23 protein-coding genes are annotated in these 26,775 nt (G+C 45.3%); 16 read left to right on the top strand and 7 right to left on the bottom strand.

The genetic code is table 11. The features are described from left to right. Positions 1–396: 396 nt before the first annotated feature. The gene (locus GC093_RS28115; RefSeq protein WP_171655245.1) at positions 397–2,466 is read left to right on the top strand and encodes a thioredoxin domain-containing protein; all 2,070 of its coding nucleotides are present in this window, start codon (positions 397–399) and stop codon (positions 2,464–2,466) included. A 149-nt stretch (positions 2,467–2,615) separates the two neighbouring features. Here GC093_RS28115 and GC093_RS28110 read toward each other — a convergent pair whose 3' ends face one another. From GC093_RS28110 to GC093_RS28100, 3 genes are all read right to left on the bottom strand, one after another. Next, positions 2,616–4,547 carry a glycosyl hydrolase family 18 protein gene (locus tag GC093_RS28110; RefSeq protein WP_171655244.1) on the bottom strand — a complete coding sequence of 644 codons (1,932 nt, stop codon included), beginning with the start codon at positions 4,545–4,547 and terminating at the stop codon, positions 2,616–2,618. Between the two features lie 172 nt (positions 4,548–4,719). Then, on the bottom strand, positions 4,720–5,001 hold the full coding sequence (locus GC093_RS28105) for a YxcD family protein (RefSeq protein ID WP_171655243.1): 282 nt from the start codon (positions 4,999–5,001) through the stop codon (positions 4,720–4,722). Positions 5,002–5,030: 29 nt separating this feature from the next. Continuing rightward, on the bottom strand, positions 5,031–5,465 hold the full coding sequence (locus tag GC093_RS28100; protein WP_171655242.1) for a hypothetical protein: 435 nt from the start codon (positions 5,463–5,465) through the stop codon (positions 5,031–5,033). Between the two features lie 168 nt (positions 5,466–5,633). On the opposite strand from GC093_RS28100, the gene GC093_RS28095 reads away from it, so the two are divergent. The 4 genes from GC093_RS28095 (at position 5,634) to GC093_RS28080 (ending at position 9,050) form a co-directional block, all read left to right on the top strand. Continuing rightward, on the top strand, positions 5,634–6,170 hold the full coding sequence (locus tag GC093_RS28095; protein ID WP_171655241.1) for a DUF309 domain-containing protein: 537 nt from the start codon (positions 5,634–5,636) through the stop codon (positions 6,168–6,170). Further along, positions 6,167–6,913, top strand: coding sequence for a response regulator transcription factor (locus GC093_RS28090; protein WP_171655240.1), 747 nt, complete (start codon positions 6,167–6,169; stop codon positions 6,911–6,913). Before GC093_RS28095 ends, GC093_RS28090 begins: the two co-directional genes overlap by 4 nt. Continuing rightward, complete coding sequence (locus GC093_RS28085) at positions 6,906–8,351, top strand: sensor histidine kinase (protein ID WP_171655239.1); 1,446 nt, start codon at positions 6,906–6,908, stop codon at positions 8,349–8,351. Before GC093_RS28090 ends, GC093_RS28085 begins: the two co-directional genes overlap by 8 nt. 99 nt (positions 8,352–8,450) lie before the next feature. Further along, a complete protein-coding gene (locus GC093_RS28080; protein ID WP_171655238.1) occupies positions 8,451–9,050 on the top strand; it encodes a hypothetical protein in 600 nt (199 codons plus the stop codon). A 151-nt stretch (positions 9,051–9,201) separates the two neighbouring features. Here GC093_RS28080 and GC093_RS28075 read toward each other — a convergent pair whose 3' ends face one another. Next, a complete protein-coding gene (locus GC093_RS28075; RefSeq protein ID WP_171655237.1) occupies positions 9,202–9,768 on the bottom strand; it encodes a beta-class carbonic anhydrase in 567 nt (188 codons plus the stop codon). 48 nt (positions 9,769–9,816) lie between these two features. After that, positions 9,817–10,146 carry an iron-sulfur cluster biosynthesis family protein gene (locus GC093_RS28070; RefSeq protein WP_171655236.1) on the bottom strand — a complete coding sequence of 110 codons (330 nt, stop codon included), beginning with the start codon at positions 10,144–10,146 and terminating at the stop codon, positions 9,817–9,819. A gap of 112 nt (positions 10,147–10,258) precedes the next feature. On the opposite strand from GC093_RS28070, the gene GC093_RS28065 reads away from it, so the two are divergent. Beyond that, on the top strand, positions 10,259–11,779 hold the full coding sequence (locus GC093_RS28065) for a carboxypeptidase M32 (RefSeq protein WP_171655235.1): 1,521 nt from the start codon (positions 10,259–10,261) through the stop codon (positions 11,777–11,779). Between the two features lie 274 nt (positions 11,780–12,053). Here the strand turns inward: GC093_RS28065 and GC093_RS28060 are convergent, their stop codons facing one another. Beyond that, positions 12,054–13,055 (bottom strand): ABC transporter substrate-binding protein, encoded by a 1,002-nt coding sequence (locus GC093_RS28060; RefSeq protein ID WP_171655234.1) that lies wholly within the window; start codon positions 13,053–13,055, stop codon positions 12,054–12,056. A 205-nt stretch (positions 13,056–13,260) separates the two neighbouring features. On the opposite strand from GC093_RS28060, the gene GC093_RS28055 reads away from it, so the two are divergent. The 3 genes from GC093_RS28055 to GC093_RS28045 are packed head-to-tail and all read left to right on the top strand — an operon-like array spanning position 13,261 to position 16,177. Further along, positions 13,261–14,274, top strand: a complete 1,014-nt coding sequence (locus tag GC093_RS28055) for a FecCD family ABC transporter permease (protein WP_171655233.1) — start codon at positions 13,261–13,263, stop codon at positions 14,272–14,274. Then, entirely contained in the window at positions 14,271–15,311 is a 1,041-nt protein-coding gene (locus GC093_RS28050) for a FecCD family ABC transporter permease (RefSeq protein WP_171655232.1), read from the top strand. The genes GC093_RS28055 and GC093_RS28050 overlap by 4 nt, the downstream gene beginning before the upstream one ends. Positions 15,312–15,334: 23 nt before the next feature. Beyond that, a complete protein-coding gene (locus tag GC093_RS28045; RefSeq protein WP_171655231.1) occupies positions 15,335–16,177 on the top strand; it encodes an ABC transporter ATP-binding protein in 843 nt (280 codons plus the stop codon). A 114-nt stretch (positions 16,178–16,291) separates the two neighbouring features. Here GC093_RS28045 and GC093_RS28040 read toward each other — a convergent pair whose 3' ends face one another. Then, entirely contained in the window at positions 16,292–17,356 is a 1,065-nt protein-coding gene (locus GC093_RS28040; protein WP_171655230.1) for an FUSC family protein, read from the bottom strand. 186 nt (positions 17,357–17,542) lie between these two features. Here GC093_RS28040 and GC093_RS28035 point away from each other — a divergent pair, with 186 nt between their 5' ends. The 7 genes from GC093_RS28035 to mutS all read left to right on the top strand — a co-directional run bounded on the left by GC093_RS28035 (position 17,543) and on the right by mutS (position 26,721). Continuing rightward, a complete protein-coding gene (locus GC093_RS28035) occupies positions 17,543–18,559 on the top strand; it encodes an ABC transporter substrate-binding protein (protein ID WP_171655229.1) in 1,017 nt (338 codons plus the stop codon). Between the two features lie 66 nt (positions 18,560–18,625). After that, positions 18,626–19,414, top strand: a complete 789-nt coding sequence (locus GC093_RS28030) for an ABC transporter ATP-binding protein (RefSeq protein WP_216624865.1) — start codon at positions 18,626–18,628, stop codon at positions 19,412–19,414. 2 nt (positions 19,415–19,416) lie between these two features. Further along, positions 19,417–20,280 (top strand): ABC transporter permease, encoded by an 864-nt coding sequence (locus GC093_RS28025; protein ID WP_171655228.1) that lies wholly within the window; start codon positions 19,417–19,419, stop codon positions 20,278–20,280. A 187-nt stretch (positions 20,281–20,467) separates the two neighbouring features. Next, positions 20,468–21,439: an aromatic acid exporter family protein gene (locus tag GC093_RS28020; protein ID WP_171655227.1), complete on the top strand. Its 972-nt coding sequence runs from the start codon at positions 20,468–20,470 to the stop codon at positions 21,437–21,439. Between the two features lie 90 nt (positions 21,440–21,529). Further along, positions 21,530–22,096, top strand: a complete 567-nt coding sequence (locus GC093_RS28015) for an outer spore coat protein CotE (protein WP_171655226.1) — start codon at positions 21,530–21,532, stop codon at positions 22,094–22,096. Positions 22,097–22,343: 247 nt separating this feature from the next. Continuing rightward, a complete protein-coding gene (locus GC093_RS28010; RefSeq protein WP_171655225.1) occupies positions 22,344–23,771 on the top strand; it encodes a putative amidoligase domain-containing protein in 1,428 nt (475 codons plus the stop codon). 166 nt (positions 23,772–23,937) lie between these two features. Next, entirely contained in the window at positions 23,938–26,721 is a 2,784-nt protein-coding gene (mutS, locus tag GC093_RS28005) for a DNA mismatch repair protein MutS (RefSeq protein ID WP_171655224.1), read from the top strand. Positions 26,722–26,775 lie beyond the last annotated feature (54 nt).

Raw genomic sequence — 26,775 nt, 5'->3', positions numbered from 1 at the left:
AGATCAGAAGCTCTCTTGCTCTTGCCAAGGGAGCTTTTGTGTTTATAAAAAGAACATTCCAAGCATAATCTGCTCATATTCGAGAACCTTTTGGAACAAAATTTTCAAACAAGCAAACCATGTGAGAAATGACTTTCCGATATTACGTACATTCCTACGGATGATGGGTGGTTGTTATGCCTTGGTGGTGTGTTGGATCTGCATGGCCGCGTGCTTGTAAGCTGGGCTATAGACAGACGCAAGAAGACGGCAACTTGTTTCTTCCGCATTGGAACAAACCATAGGTCATAATCAAAAACTCATGTTTGACTGACATGGTTTTTTCCTTTTGCTTAAGGATATGTTAATCTCTATACATCGACAAATATATCCCATAAACCAAGAAGGTGATGCCCGATGACAACTAATTCCATACCCAATAGATTAATCGCTGAGAAATCCCCATATTTGCTTCAACATGCCTATAATCCCGTGAAATGGTTCCCGTGGAGTGAAGAAGCATTTGATACAGCGAGAAGAGAAAATAAGCCCATCTTCTTATCTATCGGCTACTCTACTTGTCATTGGTGCCACGTTATGGCACACGAATCCTTCGAGGATGATGAAGTAGCGGAGCTGTTAAACAGAGATTACATAGCAGTAAAGGTAGACCGCGAGGAGCGACCGGATGTTGATAACCTGTATATGTCGGTATGCCAAGCGCTAACTGGTCAGGGAGGATGGCCGCTTACGATCGTAATGACACCGGAGAAGAAGCCTTTCTTTGCAGGCACCTATTTCCCGAAAGGTCGCAAGTATGGCCGTAAAGGGTTAATGGAGCTGCTGCCACAGCTTACAGGTAAATGGAAGGAGGACCCTGAACGCGTAGTTGAGTTGAGCAATCAAGTCGTGTCAGAAACGCAAAGTAGATTGATTGCCAATCTGGAGGGGGACATATCGGAAGAGTCGCTGGAGCAGGCTTACCAGATCTATGAAGAGCTGTTTGACAGCCAGTACGGAGGGTTTGGCGATGCTCCGAAGTTCCCGACTTCTCATAACTTGTCCTTTTTGCTTCGCTATTACAAACGTACTAACAATGAACATGCGCTTGCTATCGTTGAGAAGACATTGGACAGTATGTACCGAGGCGGTATGTACGATCACGTAGGCTTCGGTTTCGCCCGTTATTCAACGGATGAGAAGTGGCTGGTCCCACATTTTGAGAAGATGCTCTACGATAATGCACTGCTCACGATGACGAATATCGAAGCGTATCAGGTTACCGGCAAGAAGCAATACGCTGAGGTTGCGGAGCAAATCATCACTTACGTGCTGCGAGATATGACCGATGCCGGAGGTGCTTTCTACTCTGCAGAGGATGCGGATTCAGAAGGTGAGGAGGGCAAGTTTTACATCTGGATACCCTCCGAGATTAATCAGGTGCTGGGTGACGAAGAGGGTGAACTTTATTGCAGCGTTTATGATATAACAGATGAAGGAAACTTCGAAGGACAGAGCATCCCAAATCTGATTCAATGGACCCTTGAAGATGCTGCAAGGCTTAAGCAGATTCCACTTAAGGAACTAACCAGACGATTAGAGACTTCAAGGAAAAAGCTATTTGAGTATCGGGGACAACGAATCCATCCGCACAAGGATGATAAAATACTCACATCTTGGAACGGGCTTATGATTATGGCGCTGGCCAAAGCAGCAAAGGCATTGCAAAAGCAGGAGTATGCACTGGCAGCACGCCGTGCCGTTGATTTCATCCTTAAGGAGCTTCGTCGTGAGGACGGAAGGCTGTTGGCACGCTACCGTGATGGACAAGCTGCTTTTCTAGGATATTTGGATGATTATGCTTTTGTAGTATGGGGTTTAATCGAGCTGTATGAAGCTACCTTTGAGCTTGAACTGCTGCAAGCGGCTGTTGAACTAAATGAGGAGATGCTACGTCTGTTCTGGGATAAGGAGAAGGGGGGATGCTTCTTCTACGGTGAGGATGGCGAGCAGCTATTTACACGCCCTAAGGAAATTTATGACGGAGCGATGCCTTCAGGAAACTCTGCAGCTGCGTTAAATATGGCTAAACTGGCTAGCTATACGTATAATGCCAAGCTGTCCCAAAAGGCGGACGAGCAGCTCAAAGCATTCGCGGGTTCGGTACAGAAATACCCCTCAGGGCATGCCTTGTTTATGATGGCACTCGATTATACGGTGAGCGCACCAATGGAAATCGTTCTTGCAGGTGATCCAGCTAAGGCAGATATGCAGGAGATGATCGCCAAGCTGCAGACTCAATTTTTGCCAAATGCAATCATGATGCTGCACCCAAAGGGGGAGCAAGGGGATGCGGTCCGTAGGTTGATTCCACTCGTACAAGATAAAGTGCAGCTAGGTGGCAGAGCCACAGCCTATGTATGTGAAAACTTTGCGTGTCATTCGCCGACAACTGACTTGGAAGAGCTAGAAGATCTGAATGCTTGAAGCTCCCAGAGATCGACGATGGGGAATGTCGCTAAAATAGTAATGTTCCAGGACAACTGCAGTTCAGTAGTATACTAGCTGGAAGCCCAAAGCAAAAAGCCCGACACCCCCTTCAACAAGGGAGAGTCGGGCTTTTGCTTTTTTTAATATTACTTTTGCTGAAGCATCATCTTCCACAGATCGGCGGCATCATAACCGAGTCTCCATGCAGCTACGCCTGCAATATCATACTTATTGGCGATTTCTAGCCGCGCTTTTACGGTTTCCTCATTCTCCAACCAGAACACTCGTTTATTATCATTCTCGCTATATTCAACCTTATATTGACCGAACTTGTTGTCGAACGTCAATGTTGCTTTCTTGCTCGCGATTAGCGCAGGCAAATCCTTCATAAGGAGTGCGCGGTTATCAATTAGATTTCCGCTGCTGTCAACCTGCCATTCGCGAACGTAGAACGGTATCCCCATGATCAGTTTATCTCTAGGAATCCCATAGGAGAGAAACTCCTTAATCCCTTCCTCAACCCACTCCAATCCTGCAACAGGACCTGGTTCCGTGCTCCCTTTCCAGTACTGGTCATAGGTCATGGTGATAATATAGTCTACAGTTTCACCAAGCTTCTCGTGATCAAAGGCTGTTTGTGCATTCCATTTCACACTACCACGTGGAAGATCTATCGAAATGAGCAAGCCTTTGTCATGTGCTGTTGCGGTCAGGTTCTTAATGAAAGCAGTGTAGGCAGCGCGATCCTTTCCTGAGAGGCTCTCAAAGTCAATGTTAAGCCCCTCTACTCCCAAAGCAACGCCTTTGTTAACTAAGGCCTGAATAAATTTATTTTGCGCTTCGGTATTGGACAGAAATTGACTGGTAAGCGCGGCATCGAATTGATTGTTCACAAGCGGCATAACCTTATGGCCCTGGCCTTGCAGCCATGCAACCGTATCCTTGTTCGATGTATCTGTTAACGTTCCAGAGCTATCAGCTAGGCTGAAGTATGTCGGTGATACTACATCAAGACCGGTTGTATTGTTTACTTGACTGCGAATCGTATCATTATTTGAGCTGCCGTTCCAGCCCCAAAATTGCAAATTCTGGTAATTATCCCAGATGACTGTACTGTCATCCAACAAACGGACGGAAGCATTACTATAGCCCATAGCATAGTTTAAAGCATTAGTAATACTGGAATAGTCAGCAATCCATCTGTCACTTTGGTACACTTGATAATAAGGATAATTAGTCCAAATACTGCGTTTGCTGCCTGAGAAGGCTGGATCGACATTTATGATTTGAGTATGGTCAAATTGTTTAGCATATGCTATTGCATCATCCAGATTCAGAAAAGCATTCAAGATAGTATCGTACTGGTACACTTGATAGTTTTTTACATTGGAAAAAACTATCTGATTGTTCATTTGACTGTTAGCAATGGTAGAGTTGCCCCATTTCAAAGATTCATTAACTGCATCCTCAAGATAGGCGAATGACCAGGCATCACTAGTATTTGTACCTTGATAGACATGATAGATTCGGTCGTTCGATGAACGCAGCTCAGCCTTGCGAGAGTCAGGGATATTGTCCCATACCCATTGGTGGCTGCTTAGCTCAATGATATGAGTATTGCCCCACTTTTTGGCTTCGGCCATGGCTTCATTTAGTGTGACAAACTCCCAGGAATCGAGTGTAGCATCACCTTGGTAAAGCCGATATTTCGGATAATTGTTCCAGACCCAGCCGTCAGACTGAAGGTCACGGACGCTGGCGTGTCCCCATTTGGAAGCCTCTCGGATCGCTTGATCTAGAGTAGCGAACTCCCACGTAGAGCTGCTTAGCCCACTCTGATATACCTTGTAGCGCGGGTAATTGTTCCACAGCCACTTGCGGGTAGAAATTTCTTCAACATGACTGCTTGTGTATGACTTAGCGTAGTTTTCAGCCGATTTGTAATCTGGTGTTTCCATCAGAATATGACTGTCCTGATAGACTCGGTATTTAGATGTTTTATCCGCAGCCATTGCTGTACTGGTTGAAGAAAGGAACAGTGCCAGAACGGACGCGATCAATAGGGTATTGCGCTTCAAATTGCATCAGCCTCTTTCTACTATATCTACTAAATTAAACGCAAATAGGTACTAGTAAGTTGCGTAGGAAAATAGTAGAAAGAAGATTCGCTCTATTTTGTTACAAAGTCGTGAAAAAAAATCCCCTATCCGGTTGACCGGTATAGGGGACTTCTTGTTTGGCTTATCTTGTTTAATTGATATTGATGTCTGCAACGATTTCCTCATCCAATTGTAGTTGGATTTGGTCTCGGAACACACGAACGTTCTGCTGTGTTAACAAGTAACGTTCGATAGCCTCCAGAATATTCGCTGCAATAATAATTTGGCTGCGACCTTCGGCAAGGACCTCTGCAGAGAAGCCATAGTCCTCGTCCCACATCATCTCAACCTCTATCTGGTTCGGTTGCAGCCGTTTTCTTTCGGCCATATGCAAGCATATAGCATTAATAATTTCTTGTTCGGATAGTCTCATGTTTAGGTGACCTCGTTAATCCTTAGGGATTAGTAGCGCTTAGGCTCTTGATCAAATTTGCGTTTGTTACGGAAATGCTGCACAATTTTGATAACAACCGCGACCAGGGCCACGACAGCTAATACATTGACTAGCAATCCTAAGATATCACCAAGTGCTCCCAAGTTGCCGAATAGGCCGCCGAATAACATACCAGCTAAACCACCGATCAGCATACCCTTCATCAAACCACCGCTAAAAAAGCCGGGCTTTGCTCCTGTAGTAGGATTTGTTGCAGCGTTCGGTGTCTTAGTAGCAGCACTAGGATCCGCTTTGGTAGCACCGCTGTTTTGACTTGGAGTCGTGTTCGAATTGAAGCTTTTCTTACCGCCACTATAAGACTTGGCAGCATCGACAACGCCTACGGCACTAAACGAAAATGCAATCGTTAACGCCAGCATAACCATGGATAATTTTTTCCACATACCATTAACCCTCCATCATAATTTTGAGTAGAATTATACCTCATGTATTTACTACGAAAAATCTACACAAAGGTTTCAGTTTTTATCCCTTCTTGATACAATAAGAATAACCATTGTGTGACCACAATAATCATTTATTAATTCATGTATATACAGAGGCGGGAAATCATGTCCAAATATCCTCAAGCTTATATCGATTATTTGATTTATTTTCATTCGCAAAGAGATTATTTTGAGTGTCACGAAGTGCTGGAAGAATATTGGAAAGAGCACCCTAACGACCCACTGGCCACGGCTTATGTTGGTTGCATTCAGGTTGCAGTGTCACTCTATCATCAGCGTAGGGGGAATTTGGCGGGAGCGGTAAAAATGCTGCAAAGTGCATTAAAGAACTTTATCGAATCCGATTTAATTAAGCTTGGTATAGAACCTGATGATTTTCGCGCACAGCTTACGGCTCGTCTGGCGCAATTGACTGCTCCTGACTTTCAGTATGAGGATTTGAATATTCCATTGGCAGATGCCGAGCTAGAGGAGATTTGTGTAAAGCAGAGTATTGAAAAAGCTTTGATGTGGCAGTGCTACAGTGATTTTTCGAATACGTATCTGATTAACAAACATACTTTGAGAGACCGTAGTGTGGTTATAGCGGAGCGAGAACTGAGTCGACAAACTAAACAAGCAGCAAAGAGGGTAAAAGAATGAGCATCATGCCTGACCTTAAGCTGGGTAAAATAGTTGTAGTTGATGATGAACCGAATATTGTGGAAGTGATCAGACTCTATCTGGAGCATGCCTCATATGAACCGGTTATTACTTATCGTGGCGGTGAGGTCATACAACTACTGAGGGACCATAAACCGGATTTGGTTCTGCTTGATGTGATGCTGCCGGATTATTCTGGTTTTGAGCTTTGTGCTCACATTCGGGGAGAGCCGGGACCGATTGCACAAACGCCGATCATTTTTCTCACCGCCAAGGGTGAATCAATAGATAAGCTGCGGGCCTTTAATTTAGGTGTGGACGATTATATAGTCAAGCCTTTCGATCCGAACGAACTGATTGCGAGAATTAAGGCTGTGCTAAGGCGCACTCAATCTCAAAGCACTACCGCTGTCAGACAGAAGTTGGAACCGCTTAAGAAGACTCTCCGAATTGGTGAGTTGATGGTGGATCCAGACCAGTATAGGGTTACATTAGCCGGTATAAGGATGGACTTAACTCCCAAAGAGATCGAGCTGCTGCACTTTCTTGCTTCAAATCCTGGCAGAGTTTACTCACGTGAGGATTTACTCGGTTATGTGTGGAACTTTGACTTCAGCGGCGGTACTCGAACCGTAGATGCACATGTTAAAAATTTGCGTAAAAAGCTAGGTGCCAGCACGGAATGGTCGATCCAAACACTGTGGGGGATAGGGTATTCCTTCGAGGTGCCTCGTCATGCTTAACCTTTGGCTGAAGAGCTTTTATATTAAAATATTTTTATCATTTTTAGTAACCTGTATTTTGTTCTTTGTAGGTTTGGCGTTGTTTTGGAATTCATATTTTACAGATTTGTTTTATAAGGATAAAAAAGAACTGCTTTCTTCGCGATTTGGTGAAGTGTCCAAGCTGCTGCCATCGGTTCAAGAAGGAACGATATCGACTCGTGAGCTGCGGTTTGGAATAAGGATTATTTCCAGAAGTATTAATGGAAGCGTATGGCTGGTGGATGCTCAGGGTATGGTATTAAACGGCTCCTCTGAAAGAGAGGGCTCTGTCATTCCCAAAGTTATGGATACTTTATTTATTGAGGGCTTAAAAGGGAACTCAGGCTTCATTGCCAGTCAAAACAGGATTGATGAGCGTGCTAGAGATGGTTTGTTAACTTATTATGGGCCAGCGCAGATGAATGGTAAACCGATTGTAATCTTCTTAAATGTACCGGCTGTTGAGGTAAGTGAGGCGCTTGCCGCTGTGCGATGGAATATTGTCGTACCCTTGTTATTTTCTCTATTGACGGTTGGAATTATTCTATATATGTTATCTCGTAAGCTGGCCGGACCGCTTCAAATGATGAACCGTGCAGCTCTGGAGCTTGCAGGTGGAGATTTCTCTGCCAGGGTGCCAGTAACCTCTGACGATGAGGTTGGGGAGTTGGCTAAGAGCTTCAACTTTATGGTGGATCAGCTTGTTCAGTGGGAGGACGCAAGACAAGAGTTTCTGACGAATGTATCACACGAGCTTCGCTCACCTTTGACCTCTTTGCGTGGTTTAATTATTGCGATGAACGATAAGGTAATTCCGGAGGAAAAGTACGGTCACTATTTGAAAATTTGCGATTACGAGGTACAGCGATTGCAAAGGCTTGTTAATGATCTGCTGGACCTAGCAAGAATTCAGAATGGGATGGATGTTTTCCGGCTGCGTCCGCTTGTTCTCAATGAGAAAATCGAGAAAATGCTGGACCTGCTTAGAACAGCTATGAATGATAAACAGATTATTCTGCACGAGCTGCTGCCAAATGCTGAAGGTCCACTAGTTATCGCAGAACTGGACCCGGACAGGTTTGCGCAAGTCCTGCAAAATTTACTTTATAATGCCATCCAATTCACTCCTCCCGGTGGCAGTATATTCGTAGAGCTGTACTCGGAGGATGGGAATGCTGTCATAGTTATCCGAGATACAGGCATTGGTATGGCTGAAGAGGAACTGAACCGGATATGGGACCGCTTTTATAAAGTGGAGCATTCCCGTGCCTCCGGATCTGAAGGTACAGGCCTGGGTCTGACAATTGTTAAGCATTTGGTTAACGGAATGAAAGGTACCATAGCTGTTTCGAGCGAACTTGGGAACGGAACCGAGTTTACTCTGACCTTTCCATTAAGCGCAAATAGGAGCTATTAATTTTACATATTTTTCACAAATCACTCACAGTTTAATCAAAGTTAACCCTTATTCTGTCTCTAGGAGTTTTGCGAAAGCGTAGGGAAAGGGGGCTGACTTATGAAGGCAATGCGAATGTTGATTGTAGTCTTTGTTGTGACTGTTACAATGAATGGCTGCGCAGCTTCTGCAACGCCAGTTCCGCCTTCAGCCTCATCCTCTCAAGTTGTTCATGTAAAGGATAGACAAGATGACATTCAAAACAGCCGAGAGAGAGAAATGGTTTTGTTGTTCCAAAGTCTATTGCAAATGAGCAAACGGGATAATTTAAATATAAGCACAACACAAGCGGAGAGCCTGCTTCCCCTCATTAAAAGAAATAGTAAAGACGGGGAGCTCGGATTATGGGATCATGATAAAATTATGGCATTGTTAAGGGATGAGCAGAAGCAATATGTCAAAGATTTTCTAGAAGAGACCCATATCCGCAAGGAGCATTACAAAGTGCTTAAAGAGCAGCCAGGGATAAGTGAAGAAGAGCGTTACAATATGATAAATGAATTTATTTCTAAACGAGCACAAGAACGAGATGGAGAGCTCCCGCCTCCCCGCCGCAATTCTGATGAGGATACTCCTTCTGGAGGCGGAAACGGCCCCGGAGGGAAAAATATTGAGCAGCAGCTAATCGACATGCTTGAGGCTAAGCTGCGCAAAGAGTAGTCAAGATAAACGTACATATAAAAGGACTGTTGGGGTGATCAAGCTAACCCAACAGTCCTTTGTTGTATTGAAAGAAAAGCTATCGCTGATAGACGAATGTATCTTCATCGAAAGGGCTTCGAATAGAAGCTCTTGTTATTACTTTCTTTACTTATTGTTCATCGCCGCAATCTATGACGTCTAGTCGGCCTGTTTCAGGATGCATGATTAAGCCGTGAACGAGCAGATTTTTTGGCAGCAAAGGATGCTTTCGAATCAAATTCACGCTATTAACAACCCCATCATGGACGTAATCGAAGCCAGTAAGAAACTTGTCCAGATTGATACCGGCGTTTCGTAAGGTGGCGATCATATCCTCGGTAACGCCGCGACTTTGCGCTTTTTCAATTACTGTCTGTGGATTGAGACCAGTCATACCGCATTCATAATGTCCTACTACGAAAACCTCTTCCGCGCCAAGCTCATAAACGGCAACTATAATGCTCCGCATGACGCTTCCGAATGGATGCGTTACTATCGCTCCCGCATTTTTAATAACTTTGGCATCACCGTTACGCAAATCCATGGCTCGCGGCAGCAGCTCGGTTAATCTTGTATCCATACAAGTTAGGATAACCATCTTCTTATCGGGAAATTTTGTTGTGCGGAATTGCTCATACTCTTTAGTTTCAACAAATTGTTGGTTGTGATCGATAATACTTGACAATAAGTCTGACATATATTCCCTCCGAATTATTTATTGTTAAATGGACTCCTATCCGTAATTCTAAAGCTCTCTTTTGTCTATAAGACGCATATTAGCGTTATATATTTGTCCATTGCTCTTTAATACAAAATCTCCTCGTGCAGGTGCATAATCTAAAGTCATTTTGTCCTCGAAATATACTTCATGCTTTTGCTCGTATACCAGCTCGAAGGGTGTTCCTTCGGCGCGCAGCTCTTTGTCCTCAGCTTGATTAACGATCCACAAGGTAGGCACACCGTTCGCCGAGCAGCCGCAGCCTTCTGAATCATGAACAAGCTTCAGTTCCCCAGCTCCTGAGTTCATCTTCTTGTTAATTTGTTCTATGGCTTGATTAGTGAAAGTAATATGCATAGGTGGTCACTCCTTTTCATCCTTCTATTTTACCATAAATACGGATAGATTTGCTTCTCTTTTCTGTACACAGTATGATCAAAGAAATACGACTTAAGGAGAGTGACGGTTCATGACAACCAACGGGTTTATACAGAAGCTTACAGAGTTTAAAGAGTATTTGAAAATAATGAAAAGCTATGAAGAAGCGGTAGGTTTAATATATTGGGATATGCGAACCGGTGCACCTAAGAAGGGGATTTCTACACGCTCAGAAGTTGTTGGTGTATTATCTGGAGAGCTGTTCAAAATGTCAGTTTCTGAGAAGATGGGAGAGATGCTTGCGTATTTGACTGAACAGGATCATTTCTCCAAGCTGGATCGAATCGAACAAAGAATTGTAACTGAATCCAAGAAGGATTATGACCGCAGCAAACGAATTCCACCGCAAAAATATCAAGATTACGTTGTGCTGACTGCACAAGCGGAGTCCGCATGGGAAGATGCGAAGCATCAATCGGATTATGCCATGTTCCAGCCTTATCTAGAGAAAATCGTTGCAGCTAATCTCGAGTTTATAGACTTGTGGGGATATGAAGGACATAAATACAACACATTGCTGGACATGTATGAACCCGGTATGACCGTAGCTAAGCTGGATCAGGTGTTCGGAGCGCTTCGCGAGAAAGTCGTTCCGCTGCTGGCTGCTATTCAAGCGTCGCCACATCAACCAAAGACCGACTTCTTGAAACAGACCTTTGACAAGGAGAAGCAGAAGAAATTCAGCCTATACATATTGAAACAAATGGGATACGACTTCGAGGCCGGTCGTTTGGATGAAACGGTACATCCTTTTGCAACAGGGCTCAATCCCGGTGATGTGCGCATAACTACCCGTTACCTGCTTGATGATGTGAACAGCGCGTTGTTCGGCACGATTCATGAGGGCGGTCATGCGTTATATGAGCAGAATATCTCGAAGGATCTGATCGGGACACCGCTTTGTACGGGTACATCCATGGGGATACATGAATCCCAATCGCGGTTCTGGGAAAATATGATAGGACGCAGCCGTCCGTTCTGGAAACGGTATTACGGTGATCTGCAAAATAACTACTCTGGACAATTTGACAATGTGCCGGTCGAGGATTTTTATCGTGCTACCAACGAGGTAAAACCTTCATTAATAAGGATAGAAGCAGATGAGCTGACTTATAACTTGCATATTATGGTACGTTACGAAATTGAGAAAGAGCTATTTAGCGAAACAATTCGAGTAGCGGATCTACCTGAGGCTTGGAACGAGAAATACAAAGACTATTTGGGAGTATCTCCAGCAAATAATGGGGAAGGGGTACTTCAGGATGTACATTGGTCTGGTGGTGCTTTTGGTTATTTCCCATCCTATGCGCTAGGCAATATGTATGCAGCTCAGATGATGCGCACCATTCGCAAGGAATTACCGGATTTCGACGGTTTGATCGAAGGCGGCAACCTGCTGCCGATCAAGGATTGGCTGGCCGAGAAGGTATACCGACACGGTAAAGCTCTCACCCCAACTGAGATCATCACATCAGTGACCGGAGAAGAATTGAACCCAGATTATTTGGTCCAATATTTTAATGAGAAGTACGGGGACATTTATAAGCTGTAAGTAAGACTAAGAATCGAAATCAGAACTTGACGAAATCATTCAATTTCAGGTCCTTACCTGGCTCAGCGCTTGACGAGACCTTACGAACGACAATACAAGTAAATTCGGTGATAATAACTGTATGTTCGCAGGATTGTGCAGGGAAGGGTCAAGCACTGAATTTGAGGTTAAACCGTAAAGTAATAGAAAAAAAGAGCTCCAAGATCAGAAGCGATAATTCGCGACTGCTTGGGGCTCTGGTTGTTGTGTAGAGAGTTTGACAGCAAGCTGTTAGTTAAGGCTTCACATCATACAGCTTGTAAAGGCCATCTAACATCAGGTTTGCTGCTTTTACACCACCAGCTGTATTCCAGATTACATCATCCACTTTGTGAACATTGCCGTTTTTGACAACATTCAAGTTTTTCCACAATGGATCATTCAACCATTCTTGCTCTTGCTTGGTTCCTTTTCCATCTCCGGTGTCATAGGTGAAGTAAAGCATCATATCAGCTTCGGCTTCTGGCAAGCGTTCTTTGCCGATTTCGTCTACAAATGTTTCTTTACTTTTTGGTGCAGGACGAGCAATCCCGATTTGTTTAAAGATAATACCAGTGAAAGTATCTTGTAAGTAAACTCTTGTTTTTCCAGCCATAAAACGGACTACCGATACGGTTTTACTCAGCTTTTCAGGACCCGCTTTTGCTTTGAAATCCTCGATGCGTTTATCAAAATCGGCAATGATTTTGGTGCCTTCAGCTTTTTTGTTTACAGCCTCTGCATATAGGGAGAAGTTGCCTTTCCATTCACCGCGTAGTGTTTCAGAGAAAACGGTAGGGGCGATAGCATTTAATTGATCATAAATTTTCTCTTGACGCAATTTATTGCCGATGATCAAATCCGGCTTTAATCCGGCGATCAGCTCAATATTCGGCTGTGCTTCTTCACCTAACGGAATTACGCCTTCCAATTCAGCTTTAGTATGGTCGTACCATGGATTGCCGGTAAAAGATTTGACAGCGCCAACTGGTTTAATACCAAGAGCCAAGAGTGCCTCTGTACCTTCATTTGTTAAAATAACAACGCGTTTCGGAGTACCCTTCAGCTCGGTTTGACCCATAGCATGCTTAACTGTTCGTGATGGCTCAGCTGACCCGGCTGGTGTATTTTCAGGCTTAGCTGTATTCTTGTCACCCGCTGCTGTTTGTCCGCATGCTGCTGTAAGAAGCATAAGCACCAGCATAACGGCGATTGATCCGCTTCTAGTGATACGTTTGTGTAGAAAATTACTTAACATTGTCGTATATCCCCCAGTATGTATGATATGTAAAATTTGATAATGATTCTCATTCCCATAACGATATTAATAAATTTTCAAGTCATTGTCAATATCGAATTGAAAATGATTTTCAAAATCATTGACAAGTGATAATGGTTCTCATAGAATAAGGAGAATAATATAAGGTCTACGTTGTAGAAATATTAAATGATCAGAGGTTGTTATGAACGCATTCTTACACACAAAACAGAGAAAAATCATCGGACTTATCATTTTCTTCGTTATATGTATACTGTCCATGATGAGCAGCATCATGTTTGGTCTTTCAACGTATTCACTTCAATCTGTAGTTGAAGCCTACAATCATTTCAATGGTTCGAATGAACATCTCATCATTAAATCCACTCGAGTTCCCCGTGCATTAATTGCAGCTGCAGTGGGAGCGAGCTTAGCAGTTGCTGGAGCCCTAATGCAAGCGGTAACTCGAAATCCACTGGCTTCGCCTAGCTTGTTCGGAGTGAACTCGGGAGCAGCCTTTCTGATCGTACTATCGGTAAGCTATCTGGAGGCAGCGACTCAGAACATTCCATTTGTATGGATCGCCTTCGTAGGGGCTGCCGTCAGTGCGGTTATCGTCTATGTATTGGGGTCACTCGGAAGAGACGGAATGACGCCGGTCAAAATTACTTTGGCTGGAGCCGCTGTTACTGCATTTTTCTCTTCGCTTACACAGGGAATACTGTTAACCAACGGCAAGGCTTTTGATCAAGTATTGGTTTGGCTGGTTGGATCTGTTGCTGGCAGGGATCTGCAGATGCTAACCACGGTTGCTCCCTATATTGTAGTAGCTTTGCTGGGTGCAATTATCCTATCGCCTCATATTAATGTGCTGGCCATGGGAGATGATGTGGCGAAAGGCCTGGGCCAACGAACCGCATTTATTAAATTGGGTGGAGCGGCCGTAGTGATTGTGCTGGCTGGCGGATCAGTTGCAGCTGCGGGACCTATCGTATTTGTAGGTATCATTATACCGCATATTGCCCGTTTCTTAGTCGGTCCCGATCATCGTTGGATGATCCCGTACTGCGCTTTGCTGGGAGCTGTATTATTGCTGACAGCCGATATTGGAGCGAGATTTATCGTCATGCCGAAGGAAGTTCCTGTAGGTGTCGTTACGGCATTGATTGGCGTACCTTTCTTTGTGTATATTGCACGCAAAGGGGTGGATCGCAAATGAGTAAATATTCCACTTTTCGAGCAGGGAAAGCGGCTTCCTTTTTAATTAGCAAAAAGACATTTTGGAGTATTATTATTTTAACCTTGATAACTGCAGTACTGTTTATTATAAGCACAGGCGTTGGCTCGGTTAGAATTCAGCCGTTAGAAGTTATTAAAGTGTTTTTAGGCAGTGGAGAACAGACACATTCAATAATTGTCCAAACCCTGCGTCTGCCGCGGATGATTGTAGCTGTGCTAGCAGGAAGCGCCTTAGCTGTATCTGGAGCGATATTACAAGGAATGATCCGTAATCCTCTGGCATCCCCTGATATTATCGGGATAACCGGCGGGGCTACTCTTGGAGCGGTTAGCTTTTTCTTTTTTCTTGGCGATCGGGTTAGCATTCAATGGCTCCCAGTCTGCGCCATAATTGGTGCCTTTGTATCTACATTTCTCATTTATGTACTCGCATGGAAGCATGGGGTTTCCCCTTTACGTATGGTAATGATCGGTATTGGAATGGCAGCTGCGTATAGCTCAATCTCTTATATGTTGATGATTTCTGGGCCTATTATATTAGCTAACAAATCATTGACGTTTATGACAGGAAGTATTTATGGAGTCTCATGGGTAAAGGATGTGTGGACTCTAGCGCCATGGGTTCTTATTCTAATCCCAATAGCGCTGCTGCTGGCAAGAGAAGTTAATGTGCAGGAGCTGGGACAGGAGATAGCGGTCGGGGTCGGAAGCTCTGTTCAGAGAAACCGGTTTTTGCTGTTGATGATAAGTGTAGCATTGGCAGGAGCCGCGGTTGCTATTGGCGGAGCGATTAGCTTTATCGGCTTAATGGCTCCCCATATTGCGCGTAAGCTGGTAGGTCCTGCATTCGGAGGGGTGCTGCCTGTATCTGCACTCATCGGAGCGATTATTCTATTGCTCGCGGACTTGGCCGCACGCAGCTTATTCAGTCCGCTTGATATTCCCGCAGGCGTGTTCACAGCTGCAATCGGTGCGCCTTTCTTCATTTACTTATTATATCGGAACCGCCATACATAAAAACATTGGGAGATGACTAGCGGATGCATACATTGGAAGCAAAAAACCTATGTTTATCTTACGGTGCAACGTCGATTTTTAAAGATCTGAACGTTGCTATACCGAAAGGAAAGATTACTGTGCTGATCGGCAGCAACGGCTGCGGGAAATCAACATTGCTTCGCTCGTTAGCTCGTTTAATGAACCCTCAGAAAGGATCCATTGTCCTCGATGGACAAGAGCTGGCTAAGCTGCCGACGAAGGAGATTGCCAAACGGCTGTCTATATTACCGCAAGGCCCGACAGCACCGGAAGGCTTAACCGTTCTGCAACTGGTGAAGCAGGGCCGCTACCCATACCAAAGCTGGCTTCAACAGTGGTCAGAGGAAGATGAGCGGATGGTACGCTTATCCCTAAAGGCAACTGGAATGGAAGAATTTACAGAGCGTACAGTAGATGCGTTATCAGGGGGACAAAGACAACGTGCTTGGATCGCGATGACTTTGGCTCAGGGAACGGAAACTATATTATTGGATGAACCTACGACTTACTTAGATGTTACTCATCAAATTGAGGTATTGGACTTATTGTATGAGTTGAATGAGAAGGAAAACCGCTCGATTGTCATGGTACTGCATGATATTAATCTGGCTTGCCGTTATGCGCATCATATGGTCGCTGTTAAGGAAGGCCACATTTGGGCGGAAGGCGCACCGGAGGAGATTGTGAACGCGGACATGATTCGAGCTGTATTCGATATGGATAGTCAGGTGCTGCCGGATCCTTTTTATGGGACTCCTATGTGCATTCCTTTTGGCAAAGGGCGGACTCTTACTAGTGCCAAACAGCCTGAAGTAGTTGAACAACCCATTCTGCAGCAGGTTTGATTGAACCCATTGCAGGGAGTATTCTAAGACTCAACGATTTACAGAATTAAAAAAAGCGGCTCCCATTCACAGTTGTGGATGGTGCCGCTTTTTATATTTTGATGCAAGTACTAATTATTTTTTGAACCAGGATATGAGCTTTTCTACGGTTTCCTTCTCTTCTGGACTTTTGCTATTGAACTGTTCTACCTGCTTGTCGAGTCTGCCAATCTGAAAGCAGTAATCGTACATGGCGGCGGTCACAATGGATAAGCGAAGCACACCTTCTCGTTCCTCTGAATAGCTCTTGATCATCGTTTTCATAAAATCATCGTTAGCCTGCTCCATCTTTTCGTTTTCAGAGCTATCGGGCTTCAGTTTGTCTCCAAATTTCAGCAGTACATGCTCATGATACTTAATGAACATCTCCAAGTGAAGGTCGAAATAGGCATCAATTTCAGGTGTTCTTGCAGCTTGGAAGTAATGCTGTTCCACTGCATCAAGCACCTCAATACCTTTATGTAACGTCGTCAGCATCTGCTTATATACAACTAAGTGGCGGATCTGACTGAATGTAGACTTTTTGAGCTTTTTAAGATCCTCTTCGAATAAGGAATATTTTTGCGCTAAAGACTTCACTTCGTTTTCTAAGGCTTGTTTCTCTTGTCGGAACACGGATTCTTTGATTTCATCAGAAACAAAAGTTCTCAGCAGCAGCGATAGCTTGTTAAAAACGGTTTGGATTTGTTTCACAAACTGTTCTTTAGGCTTAGGTGGAAAAAATAAAACGTTAATGATAAAGGCTGATCCAATTCCAATTAAGCTTAGCAGAAAACGTGTCAATGCAAAATCCCACTGCCCAGAGGCTTCCATGACGACAATTACTGTAACGAGTGTTAGTCCTATGGTTTCCTCCATCTTGAGCTTCAAGCATATCATTATGGCGAGAATGCATACAATCCCAATGGCGAAAGGGTCTTTAGACAAGAACATTCCGGCAAGCATAGCCATTGCTGCCCCGAGGGTATTGGTCTGGAGCTGATCCAGGAAATGACGCCAGGAACGATAAATGGAAGGCTGCATAGCGAAAATAGCGGCAACTGCGGCAATGACAGGCAGTTGAAATTCAAATAGCATACTGATGTACAAGGATAAGGTAACTGCGATACCTGTTTTTAATACTCTGGCCCCGAATGCCATCGTTGTCACCTCTCTAGTTGGATATATTACATCTTATCATACCGAATATGAAGCAGAAACCATCTTACTCACAAGTGAATAAAGTTCGCTTTAGGAATCGAGAATTTCAAAAAGCTTCGTTAACCTTTTTCTGGGCTGCTGCATAGTCTATTGCAACAAAACAACCCAAGATGGAGGGACTGGCCAATGTTCAGTAAAAGATGGGGCACAGCACTTGCAATGGTGTTAGTCATGATTATGATGGTTACTGCATGTGGACCGAAGAAAGCAGAAGAGGCTGTTAAGGTGCGTATCGGTGAAGTAACAAGGTCGCTGTTCTATGCCCCACAATATGCAGCGATTAATAAAGGATTCTTCAAGGAGCAAGGGATTGATATCGAGTTGACGACTACACCAGGCGGAGATAAAACTATGACAGCGCTGTTGTCAGGTGGAATTGATGTAGCGTTGGTTGGTTCGGAAACGTCCATCTACGTACAGCAGCAGGGCAGCGGAGACCCGGTGATCAATTTTGCTCAACTCACACAAACAGATGGTACATTCCTTGTTGCACGGAAACCTCTCAGCGGAGGAAAGTTTGATTGGAGTACACTGAAAGGTAGCACATTTTTGGGCCAACGTAAAGGCGGAATGCCACAAATGGCCGGTGAATTTACTTTGAAGAAATATGGAATCAATCCTCAAAAGGATTTGAACTTGATTCAAAATATTGAGTTTGCCAATATCGCGACAGCTTACGCTTCCGGCACAGGAGAGTTCGTACAGCTGTTTGAGCCTCAAGCGACGATTTTTGAAAAGCAAGGAAAAGGCTATGTGATCGCCTCATTCGGTGTAGAAAGCGGTAAACTTCCTTATACAGCCTTTATGGCGAAAAAAAGCTACATCGACAAAAACAAAGAAGTTTTCCAGAAATTTACCAATGCTTTGCAAAAAGGACAAAACTGGGTGCAGGCTTCAAGCGCCGATGAAATTACAGCAGCTATCGTATCTTTCTTCCCAGATACGGATAAAGAAATTTTGAAAGGCTCGGTACAGCGCTATAAAGAGCAGGGCTCCTTCGCTACTGATGGAATTATTGATGAGCAAGAATGGAATAACCTGCAAAATGTGATGGAAGCGGCCGGAGAACTGAAGAGCCGGGTGGACTTTAAAACGATAGTCAATAATCAATTTGCAGAAAAGGCTAAACAAACGGTTAAGTAAACAGCCGAGACAGCGCCATTTTGAAAATCAAGTAGGGATGCTCAAAGCAAGGGGGAGGGATTCAACATGCCAATACAAACAGCTGTAGAGCTGGAAGAGGTCTCCCATGTTTACGTGAACAGCCAGGGTGCGTATCTTGCGCTAGAGCAAATTGGTTTGAAGGTAAACCAAGGAGAATTTGTCAGTCTGATCGGTCCCAGCGGCTGCGGAAAAACAACGCTTCTCTCATTGATAAGCGGTCTTCTAATACCGACTACCGGATCGGTGCGTGTTTCTGGGGAGCTGATCCAAGAGCCGACGCCGCGGGTAGGCTACATGCTGCAGCAAGACTATTTATTCCCATGGCGTACGATATATGAGAACGCCTCAATTGGGCTGGAGCTGATGGGCAGGCGCGATTCCGCTGCGAAAGAAACGGTGCTGGAGCTGCTGCATGACATGGGGCTTTCGGAGTTTGCCGACCGCTATCCGAACCAGCTCTCTGGTGGCATGCGCCAGCGTGTAGCACTAGTGCGCACTCTGGCAACCGAACCGGATTTATTGCTGCTGGATGAACCCTTCTCAGCGCTGGATTACCAAACGAAGCTTCAACTTGAAGATTTGGTAGCAGTTACGCTCCTTGCACGAAATAAAACAGCAATCTTGGTCACTCACGATATTACGGAAGCTATTGCTATGAGTGACCGGATAGTGGTGCTTCAGCCCAACCCTGGCAGGGTTCTGGCAGCCGTTGATATACCGCCAAACATACGTGAAGCTCTGCCATTAAAAGCAAGGGAAGAAGCGGGCTTTCATAATTTGTTTCACCGATTATGGGGATATTTCGAAGATATGGACGCTGAGGGAGGGAAGTAAGGATGAGTCGAATACCGGATACGGACTTAAAGTCAAACGGCCATTCCTTAAGAGCCCCCGCGACTCCAGCTTCCTTGGCTCAGAGCGAATATCGCTTGTTTCTATCTTCGGAGCAGAAGCTTACCTGGCAGGTCCGAGTAACACAGCTTGCCATATTAGTCGTATTATTAATCTCCTGGGAGCTAGCGAGCCGGATGCTGTGGATTGACGCGCTTCTCTTCAGCTCGCCTAGTCGCGTAGCAGTTCTTTTGTACACAAAATGGTTAGACGGCTCATTGCTGGTGCATGTTGGAGTAACCATGTGGGAAACATTAATAGGCTTCGTGCTTGGCACGCTGCTAGGTACGGCTGTGGCTGCGCTCATTTGGTGGTTTGGGTTTCTATCCCGTGTGCTAGATCCGTATATTGTCGTGTTGAACAGCTTGCCGAAGGTCGCTTTAGGCCCGCTATTCATTGTTGCCTTCGGTCCTGGAGCCTTGTCTATCATTGCCACAACACTTTCGATTACAGTAATTATCACGATCCTGGTTGTATATAACAGCTTCAAGGAGGTTGACCCGAATTATTCGAAGGTCATCCGAATTTTTGGCGGAAGCAAGCGCCAGGTATTTCAGAAAGCTATATTACCTGCAACGTATCCAACGATTGTTTCTACCCTTAAAGTTAATGTGGGGCTTTCCTGGGTTGGCGTCATTGTCGGGGAATTTCTAGTTTCTAAACAAGGACTTGGCTATTTGATCATCTATGGCTTTCAAGTGTTCAATTTCACGCTAGTTATAGGCAGTGTAATTGTTATTGCGATAGCAGCGACAGTTATGTACCAGGCAGTTGCTTTTCTCGAAAAGAAACTGACCGGCAAACCATAATAAAGATAGATTGGAAACAGTTAAGCTGGTGCGCCTTGTGATTATAGGGCGGATACTAGCTCTTTTTTTATGAAGAAATCGGGACAATCCTCTCGTTAAAATACAGGAAGCCATGGGGTTACAGTGGTTGTAGAACCTTATTAAAACAGATAAGATAGGGATAAAATGCTTAAATTGGGGATTGATTATGGGAATTCGGATTATAAAAACAGCTGTTGCGGTGGTTTTGGCTATTTATTTGGCACAATATCTTGGACTTCATTCTCCTTATTCAACAGGTCTTTTGGCTATTTTGGGTGTGGATGTTACAAGGCGCAAAGGGGTGCGGACATCGCTTCAACGAATTGCTGCCTCATTTCTGGGTCTGTTGATCGCGGCGTACTTATTTTGGCTGATTGGCTTTCATGTATGGGTTATAGGCATTTATATTCTCATTTTATTTCCAATCCTCGCTCGTTTCCAATTAAAAGAAGGAGTAGTGACTGGCTCGGTCGTCATGTTCCATGTCTTCGCAGAGAAGCAAATTAGCAGCGGGTTGATCCTTAATGAAATTGCATTGCTTTTAGTCGGACTAGGTACGGCTACCTTGATAAACATTATTTATATGCCTAGAGAGGACAGACAGCTTTTGGATTTGCGGGAGAGGCTGGAAACCTGCTTTTCTCATATCTTCAAAGAAATTTCTAATCATCTAAGAGATAATCGATACATTTGGAGCGGCAGGGAATTATTAGAGTCCAACGATATATTGGAACAAGCCATGAACGCGGTCAAACGCTCCAAGGAAAATGCATTATTTCAAGGTGACACCTTGTGGGCGGGCTATTTCTATATGAGAAAACAACAGATGGACTCGGTGGACCGAATGGTGCAGTATGTGGCCCAGGTATACCAGACATTACCGCATGGCGAGCTGTTGGCTTCGGTATTTGATGAAATTAGCGAGGATGTAAAGGTGGCGCATTATACAGGGCGGTCAGAGAAAAAGCTGGAGCTGCTAGAGAAGGAATTCCAAGAAATGCCACTGCCTTCCAGCCGTGAAGAATTCGAGATCCGCTCGGCATTGCTTCAGCTTATGGTGGAACTGAAATCCTATTTGGCGGTTGCAAAAAGAGAGAAAAAGCAAATGGAACCGGCAGCCTATGCCGATTCTGAATAAAATACCAAAAAGAGCAGAAAATTTTTGTCACCCTAGACGAATGTCCTGCATACAATTGTAATGAATGATTGTATGGAGGAGGTTGAAAGGATGTCATTAGATAAAGATTTGCACTACAGAGAGATCTATACTAAAGCTGTCTGTGGCAAAGGGCGCAAGTTTTCACAAGTAACGAACACGGTCACTCCGCCTCATGCTCCGACGAGTATATTGGGTGCTTGGATTATCAACAACCAGTACGATGCGGTAAAAGCTGGCGATGGCGTGGAGGTAGTAGGTACTTACGACATCAACATTTGGTATTCTTATGATAAAAATACCAAAACAGATGTTGCGAAGGAAACGGTATCCTACGTTGAAGGGGTTGGGCTTTCTTATCTGGATAAGAAGCATAGACCGTCAACGGCGGAAGTAACAGCTGTCGCTACTCAAGAACCGAACTGCGTGGAAGCTAGCATATCTTCCCGCGGCGACAGTGTAATCATCCGCGTAGAGCGCGAGTTCAAGGTTGAAATGATCGCAGAAACAAAAATTTGGGTTGTGGTGAACCCGAACGGCAGCGATGATTTCGACGACAAGCAAGTGGACTTTGGCAGTTCCGATGACGGTGATTTCGAAGATCTTGATCCTGATCTTTTGGATGACGATTTGAACTAGTATCTACTTACAGTATATGACATAATGTTCATTTTGGCAGAGGGCGTGAGCCCTCTTTTTTGTTTCAATAGGGGGTTATTGTAAAAATGGGCTGGGCGGATACCCGTTGACCAAGCTGAGAAGTGGGCTTTGCTGAGGCAAAGCTCAGAGAGTGTGCTTACCAAGAAACGCATGGCTTCAGCCATGCACAATGTGCATGCTCACGAAATAGGCTTTGCTTGAACCAAAACCCGTAGGAGGTGAAACCATGAGCGTATGGCTGCTTCATTCAAACGAGCCGACTCTGGATTTATTATTGGATCAGCTGGATTTACCACATGGAACAAGGGTACCCACACAAGACGAGCCCACCTGTGTTATCCATTGGGGTTGCTTTCATACGGAGAGACCGGGGCAGCGGACACTTCAGTCCGTCAAGAGCCTGCTTCGCTCGTCAGCGCCTCGAAAAATGGCGGAGGTGCTTCAAGTGCACGGTATTCTTTTTGATCTAGAGGCAAAAAACCGCCATACATATGAGTACCTTGTACCTGTTTTTCATTTGCAAGCTTTGGGGCTGTTTCAAAAATCATTTGGTGTTTTCTACGGAACACCTCATCCTCTACAGAAACAGGAGGAGAGCGATTTTATGGAACTGCTGAGTGAAACACTTCCATATCATGCAGTTCGAGCGAAGCGCGAGGCTGTTAAAGCGGTCTATGCTCTTGGGCTCGATTATGGCGTTGTACGCATTGGGGTGCGTCCAGGAGGAGAACTGGCTGTTCTAGAGCTGCAGGCGATTCCTAAGCTAACGTCGAGGCTTGCTGAGCTGTTCGCTGAAGCGATGCACAGGTTTGCGCAGGAGCTTGTTAGCGCACAAACAGTTAAGCAAGAGACTATGCTTGGCGCTGACCCAGAATTTCTGCTGCGCAATGAGCAGGGCAAGGTTATTTTTGCATCACGCTTCTTGGAAAAAGAGGGCTCAGTGGGTTGTGATGCCATTGTGCTTCCAGGCTTTCGCAAGGTGTATCCCCTAGCGGAGCTTCGGCCTGAGCCTAGTCATGATGTGGGCCAATTAATCATTAACCTGCGTCGTACAATGCAGCTAGCCTCTCGACACATTCAAGATGAATCACTGCAATGGATCGCAGGAGGAATGCCTGTTAAAGGTTTTCCATTGGGGGGACATCTTCATTTTAGCGGCACTTGGCTAAATAGCGAGCTGCTTCGGGTGATGGATAATTATTTAGCGCTGCCGCTCATTTTATTGGAAGATGCAACCACAGGGAATAGAAAGCCTAAATACGGCTATCTAGGGGACTTTCGCCGCAAGCGTTACGGGGGATTCGAATATCGCGTGCTGCCGAGCTGGCTGGTCTCTCCAACCGTTGCCAAAGGGGTTTTTGCGATGGCCAAATTAGTTGCGGATCATTACGCTCTCCTTCCGGCTCGTCCCTTAAATGATCTCGCGTTACAGGAGGCTTATTACGAGGGCGACAAATCCAGGATCCGCCCCCTCATTCCGGGTCTATGGGGAGACTTAATGCGGCTGCCGGCCTATCGTAAATACGAGAAGTATTTGACGCCAATCAAGTCGATGCTATTGCGTCAGGAAGGCTGGAATGAACAGGGCGATATACGTCGCGGTTGGAAAATTGGTCCTTTTCGCGTAAAAGAAGAATCGTCTATTAATTCGTGATATAATGATTGGGAGTTTTGTAGAGGATTCATTTGGAATGGAGTTTGAAGGAATCGTGGTGTTTGCAGACTTGTTGCAAGCTTCAAACTCCCGTAGATATTTATGTTCCCCAAAGTTGGGACTCATAGAGTAATTGACGCAAAGTAGCTGGAGGTTGGGTAAAAGTATGGCTAATTACACGCCAATGATCGAGCAATACCTTGCCATTAAGGCGGAGGTGCCCGACGCATTTTTGTTTTTCCGATTGGGCGATTTTTATGAAATGTTTTTTGAGGATGCTATTGAAGCTTCACGTGAATTGGAAATTACGCTGACCGGACGGGGAGGGGGAGCTGAGGAGCGTATTCCTATGTGCGGCATACCCTATCATTCGGCGGATAACTATATTGCCAGATTAATAGAAAAAGGGTTCAAGGTCGCAATCTGCGAGCAGGTTGAGGACCCGTCGGCGGCGAAGGGGATCGTTAGGCGGGAAATTATCCGCATAGTCACCCCTGGAACCGTGATGGATGCTCGCTCACTTGGAGAGACCAATAATTATATGGTTTCCGTAACAGAAGCAGAGGATGGGAGCTATGGCTTCGCTGCTTGTGATATCTCAACGGGGGAGCTGTTCGTCACTCGTTTGGAGGGTACACTTACGCTTGTTGCAGACGAGATGAATGTGTATCATCCTTCGGAGCTTCTGGCTTCGCCTGATCTCCTCAAAAGGCTTCGGGAGTTTTCACCCGCCTGGGCTGGAACTACTGTTATGACGCCGCGTGAGCAAGTAGGCAGCGGCTCGGCTCTCGAGCTTGGGGATTATTTTGCTGAATCGGAGCTAGCTGAGCTGCCGTTGGGCGGAGCATCCTGTGTCAAGCTATTGATGGCATATCTGATTGAGACACAGAAGCGGTCTTTAGGGCATATCAAAAATATTCGTGTCTATGAGCAGAATCAATATATGATCATGGATCCATTTACACGGCGTAATCTCGAATTGGTAGAAACCGTTCGAGATCGGACTAAGAAAGGTACACTGCTGTGGCTTATGGATAAAACCGTCACAGCGATGGGCGGCAGGCTGCTGCGCCGTTGGATTGAGAAGCCGCTTATGAACGCAGCGGCTATTGAAGAGAGGCTTGAAGCGGTGGACAGGCTGTACCACCAGCTGATCGTCCGCGACGAGCTGAAGCAGTCGCTGAAGGAAGTCTACGACCTGGAGCGGCTCGTGGCGCGGATTGCCTACGGCAACGCCAACGCTCGCGACCTGGTCGCGCTCAAGAGCTCGCTTCAGCAGGTTCCGCTGCTGAAGCAGGTATGCGCCGCGTCGGGTTCCGCGACGCTCGCTAATCTTACGGCACGGATGGATCCGTGCCATGATGTGATGGCGTGGATCGAAGACGCCATCACGGAAGAGCCGCCCGTCTCGATCCGGGACGGCAGCATGATCAAGGCGGGCTACCACGCCTACTTGGATCAGCTGCGCGAGGCCAGCACGAACGGCAAGCAGTGGATTGCCGAGCTCGAAAAGCAGGAGCGGGAGCTGACTGGCGTTAAGTCATTGAAGATCGGCTATAACAAAGTGTTTGGCTATTATATCGAAGTTACTAAAGCGAACATTTCTGCGCTTGAGGATGGACGTTACGAACGCAAGCAGACGCTAGCTAATGCGGAACGCTTTATTACTCCGGAGCTCAAAGAGAAAGAAGGTTTGATTCTCGAAGCTCAGGAGAAGATGGTCGATCTCGAGTATGAGCTGTTCATGCAGCTGCGGGACAAGCTGTCCGCCCATATTTTGAGGCTGCAGCAGCTTGCGGAGCAGATAGCCTCCGTTGACGTGTATCAGTCTTTGGCTGCGGTCAGTGCGGCTAACCGTTATACACGGCCTAAGGTGGGGGAGTTTTTCGAGCTTCAGATAGAAGAAGGTCGCCATCCCGTAGTCGAGGCTGTGATGCAGGATGGAGTCTTTATTGCAAATGAAACTTCACTTAACCAACAGGAAGGCAGTATGCTGCTAATTACCGGGCCTAATATGGCTGGGAAAAGTACTTATATGCGGCAGGTGGCAATCATTTGCTTAATGGCGCAGATCGGCTGCTTCGTTCCGGCCAAATCAGCGCAGGTACCCATAATTGACCGAATCTTTACTCGAATTGGAGCTGCGGATGATCTGATCGGCGGGCAAAGTACATTTATGGTAGAAATGATGGATATTCAAGTTATGACAGAGAAAGCCACATCCAAGAGCTTGGTCATCATTGACGAACTGGGCCGCGGAACTTCAACCGGAGAAGGCATGGCTATAGCTCAGGCTGTAATTGAATATTTGCATGATAAGATTGGCTGCAAGACACTGGTTTCAACTCATTTTCATGAATTGGCCCATCTGGAAGAAACGCTCCAATCATTACGCAACTATTGTATGGCTGTCAAAGAAAGCGGACGGCAGGTAACCTTCCTGCGTAAGCTGATTCCAGGCGCTGCCAGCACTAGCTACGGTATCTATTGCGCTCAAATCGCTGGACTTCCTGGAGGGATTATTGATCGCTCCTACGAGCTGCTGAACACTTTTGAAGCGCGCGCCGAGCTGCTGATGGGACAGGATCAGGCTGCATCCAGTCGAATGACAGCCGAAGTTACAAAGTCGGAGCGAACAAATCTTCAGGTAAATAGTTCGGAAGCACAGCATGAGATAGAAATCCATGAGCCAATAAGTCAAGCTGCTCCAGCAATGACTGAACAGGATCTTACTAAGGAGCTGCAGCCTCAGCCTCAACAGATTAAAGAAGGGCCGGCTGTACAATTAAGTCTGTTCCAAGAAACAGAAGCTCAATCAGAGAGAACAAAGAAAAAAACAGATCCACGTACTGAACAGCTGCTCGAACAATTGAAGGGTGCGGATTTAATGAATATGACACCGATGATGGCTATGAACTTTTTGTTTGATTTAAAGAAGCAGCTATCTTAACTGAAAACTTATACTTCTTGATGCTGAAAGGCTGACTTTTTTAACACGATTGAA

The sequence above is a fragment of the Paenibacillus foliorum genome, assembly GCF_013141765.1.
GTDB lineage: Bacteria > Bacillota > Bacilli > Paenibacillales > NBRC-103111 > Paenibacillus_S > Paenibacillus_S foliorum.
This window is presented reverse-complemented; position numbering and strand designations above follow the sequence as displayed.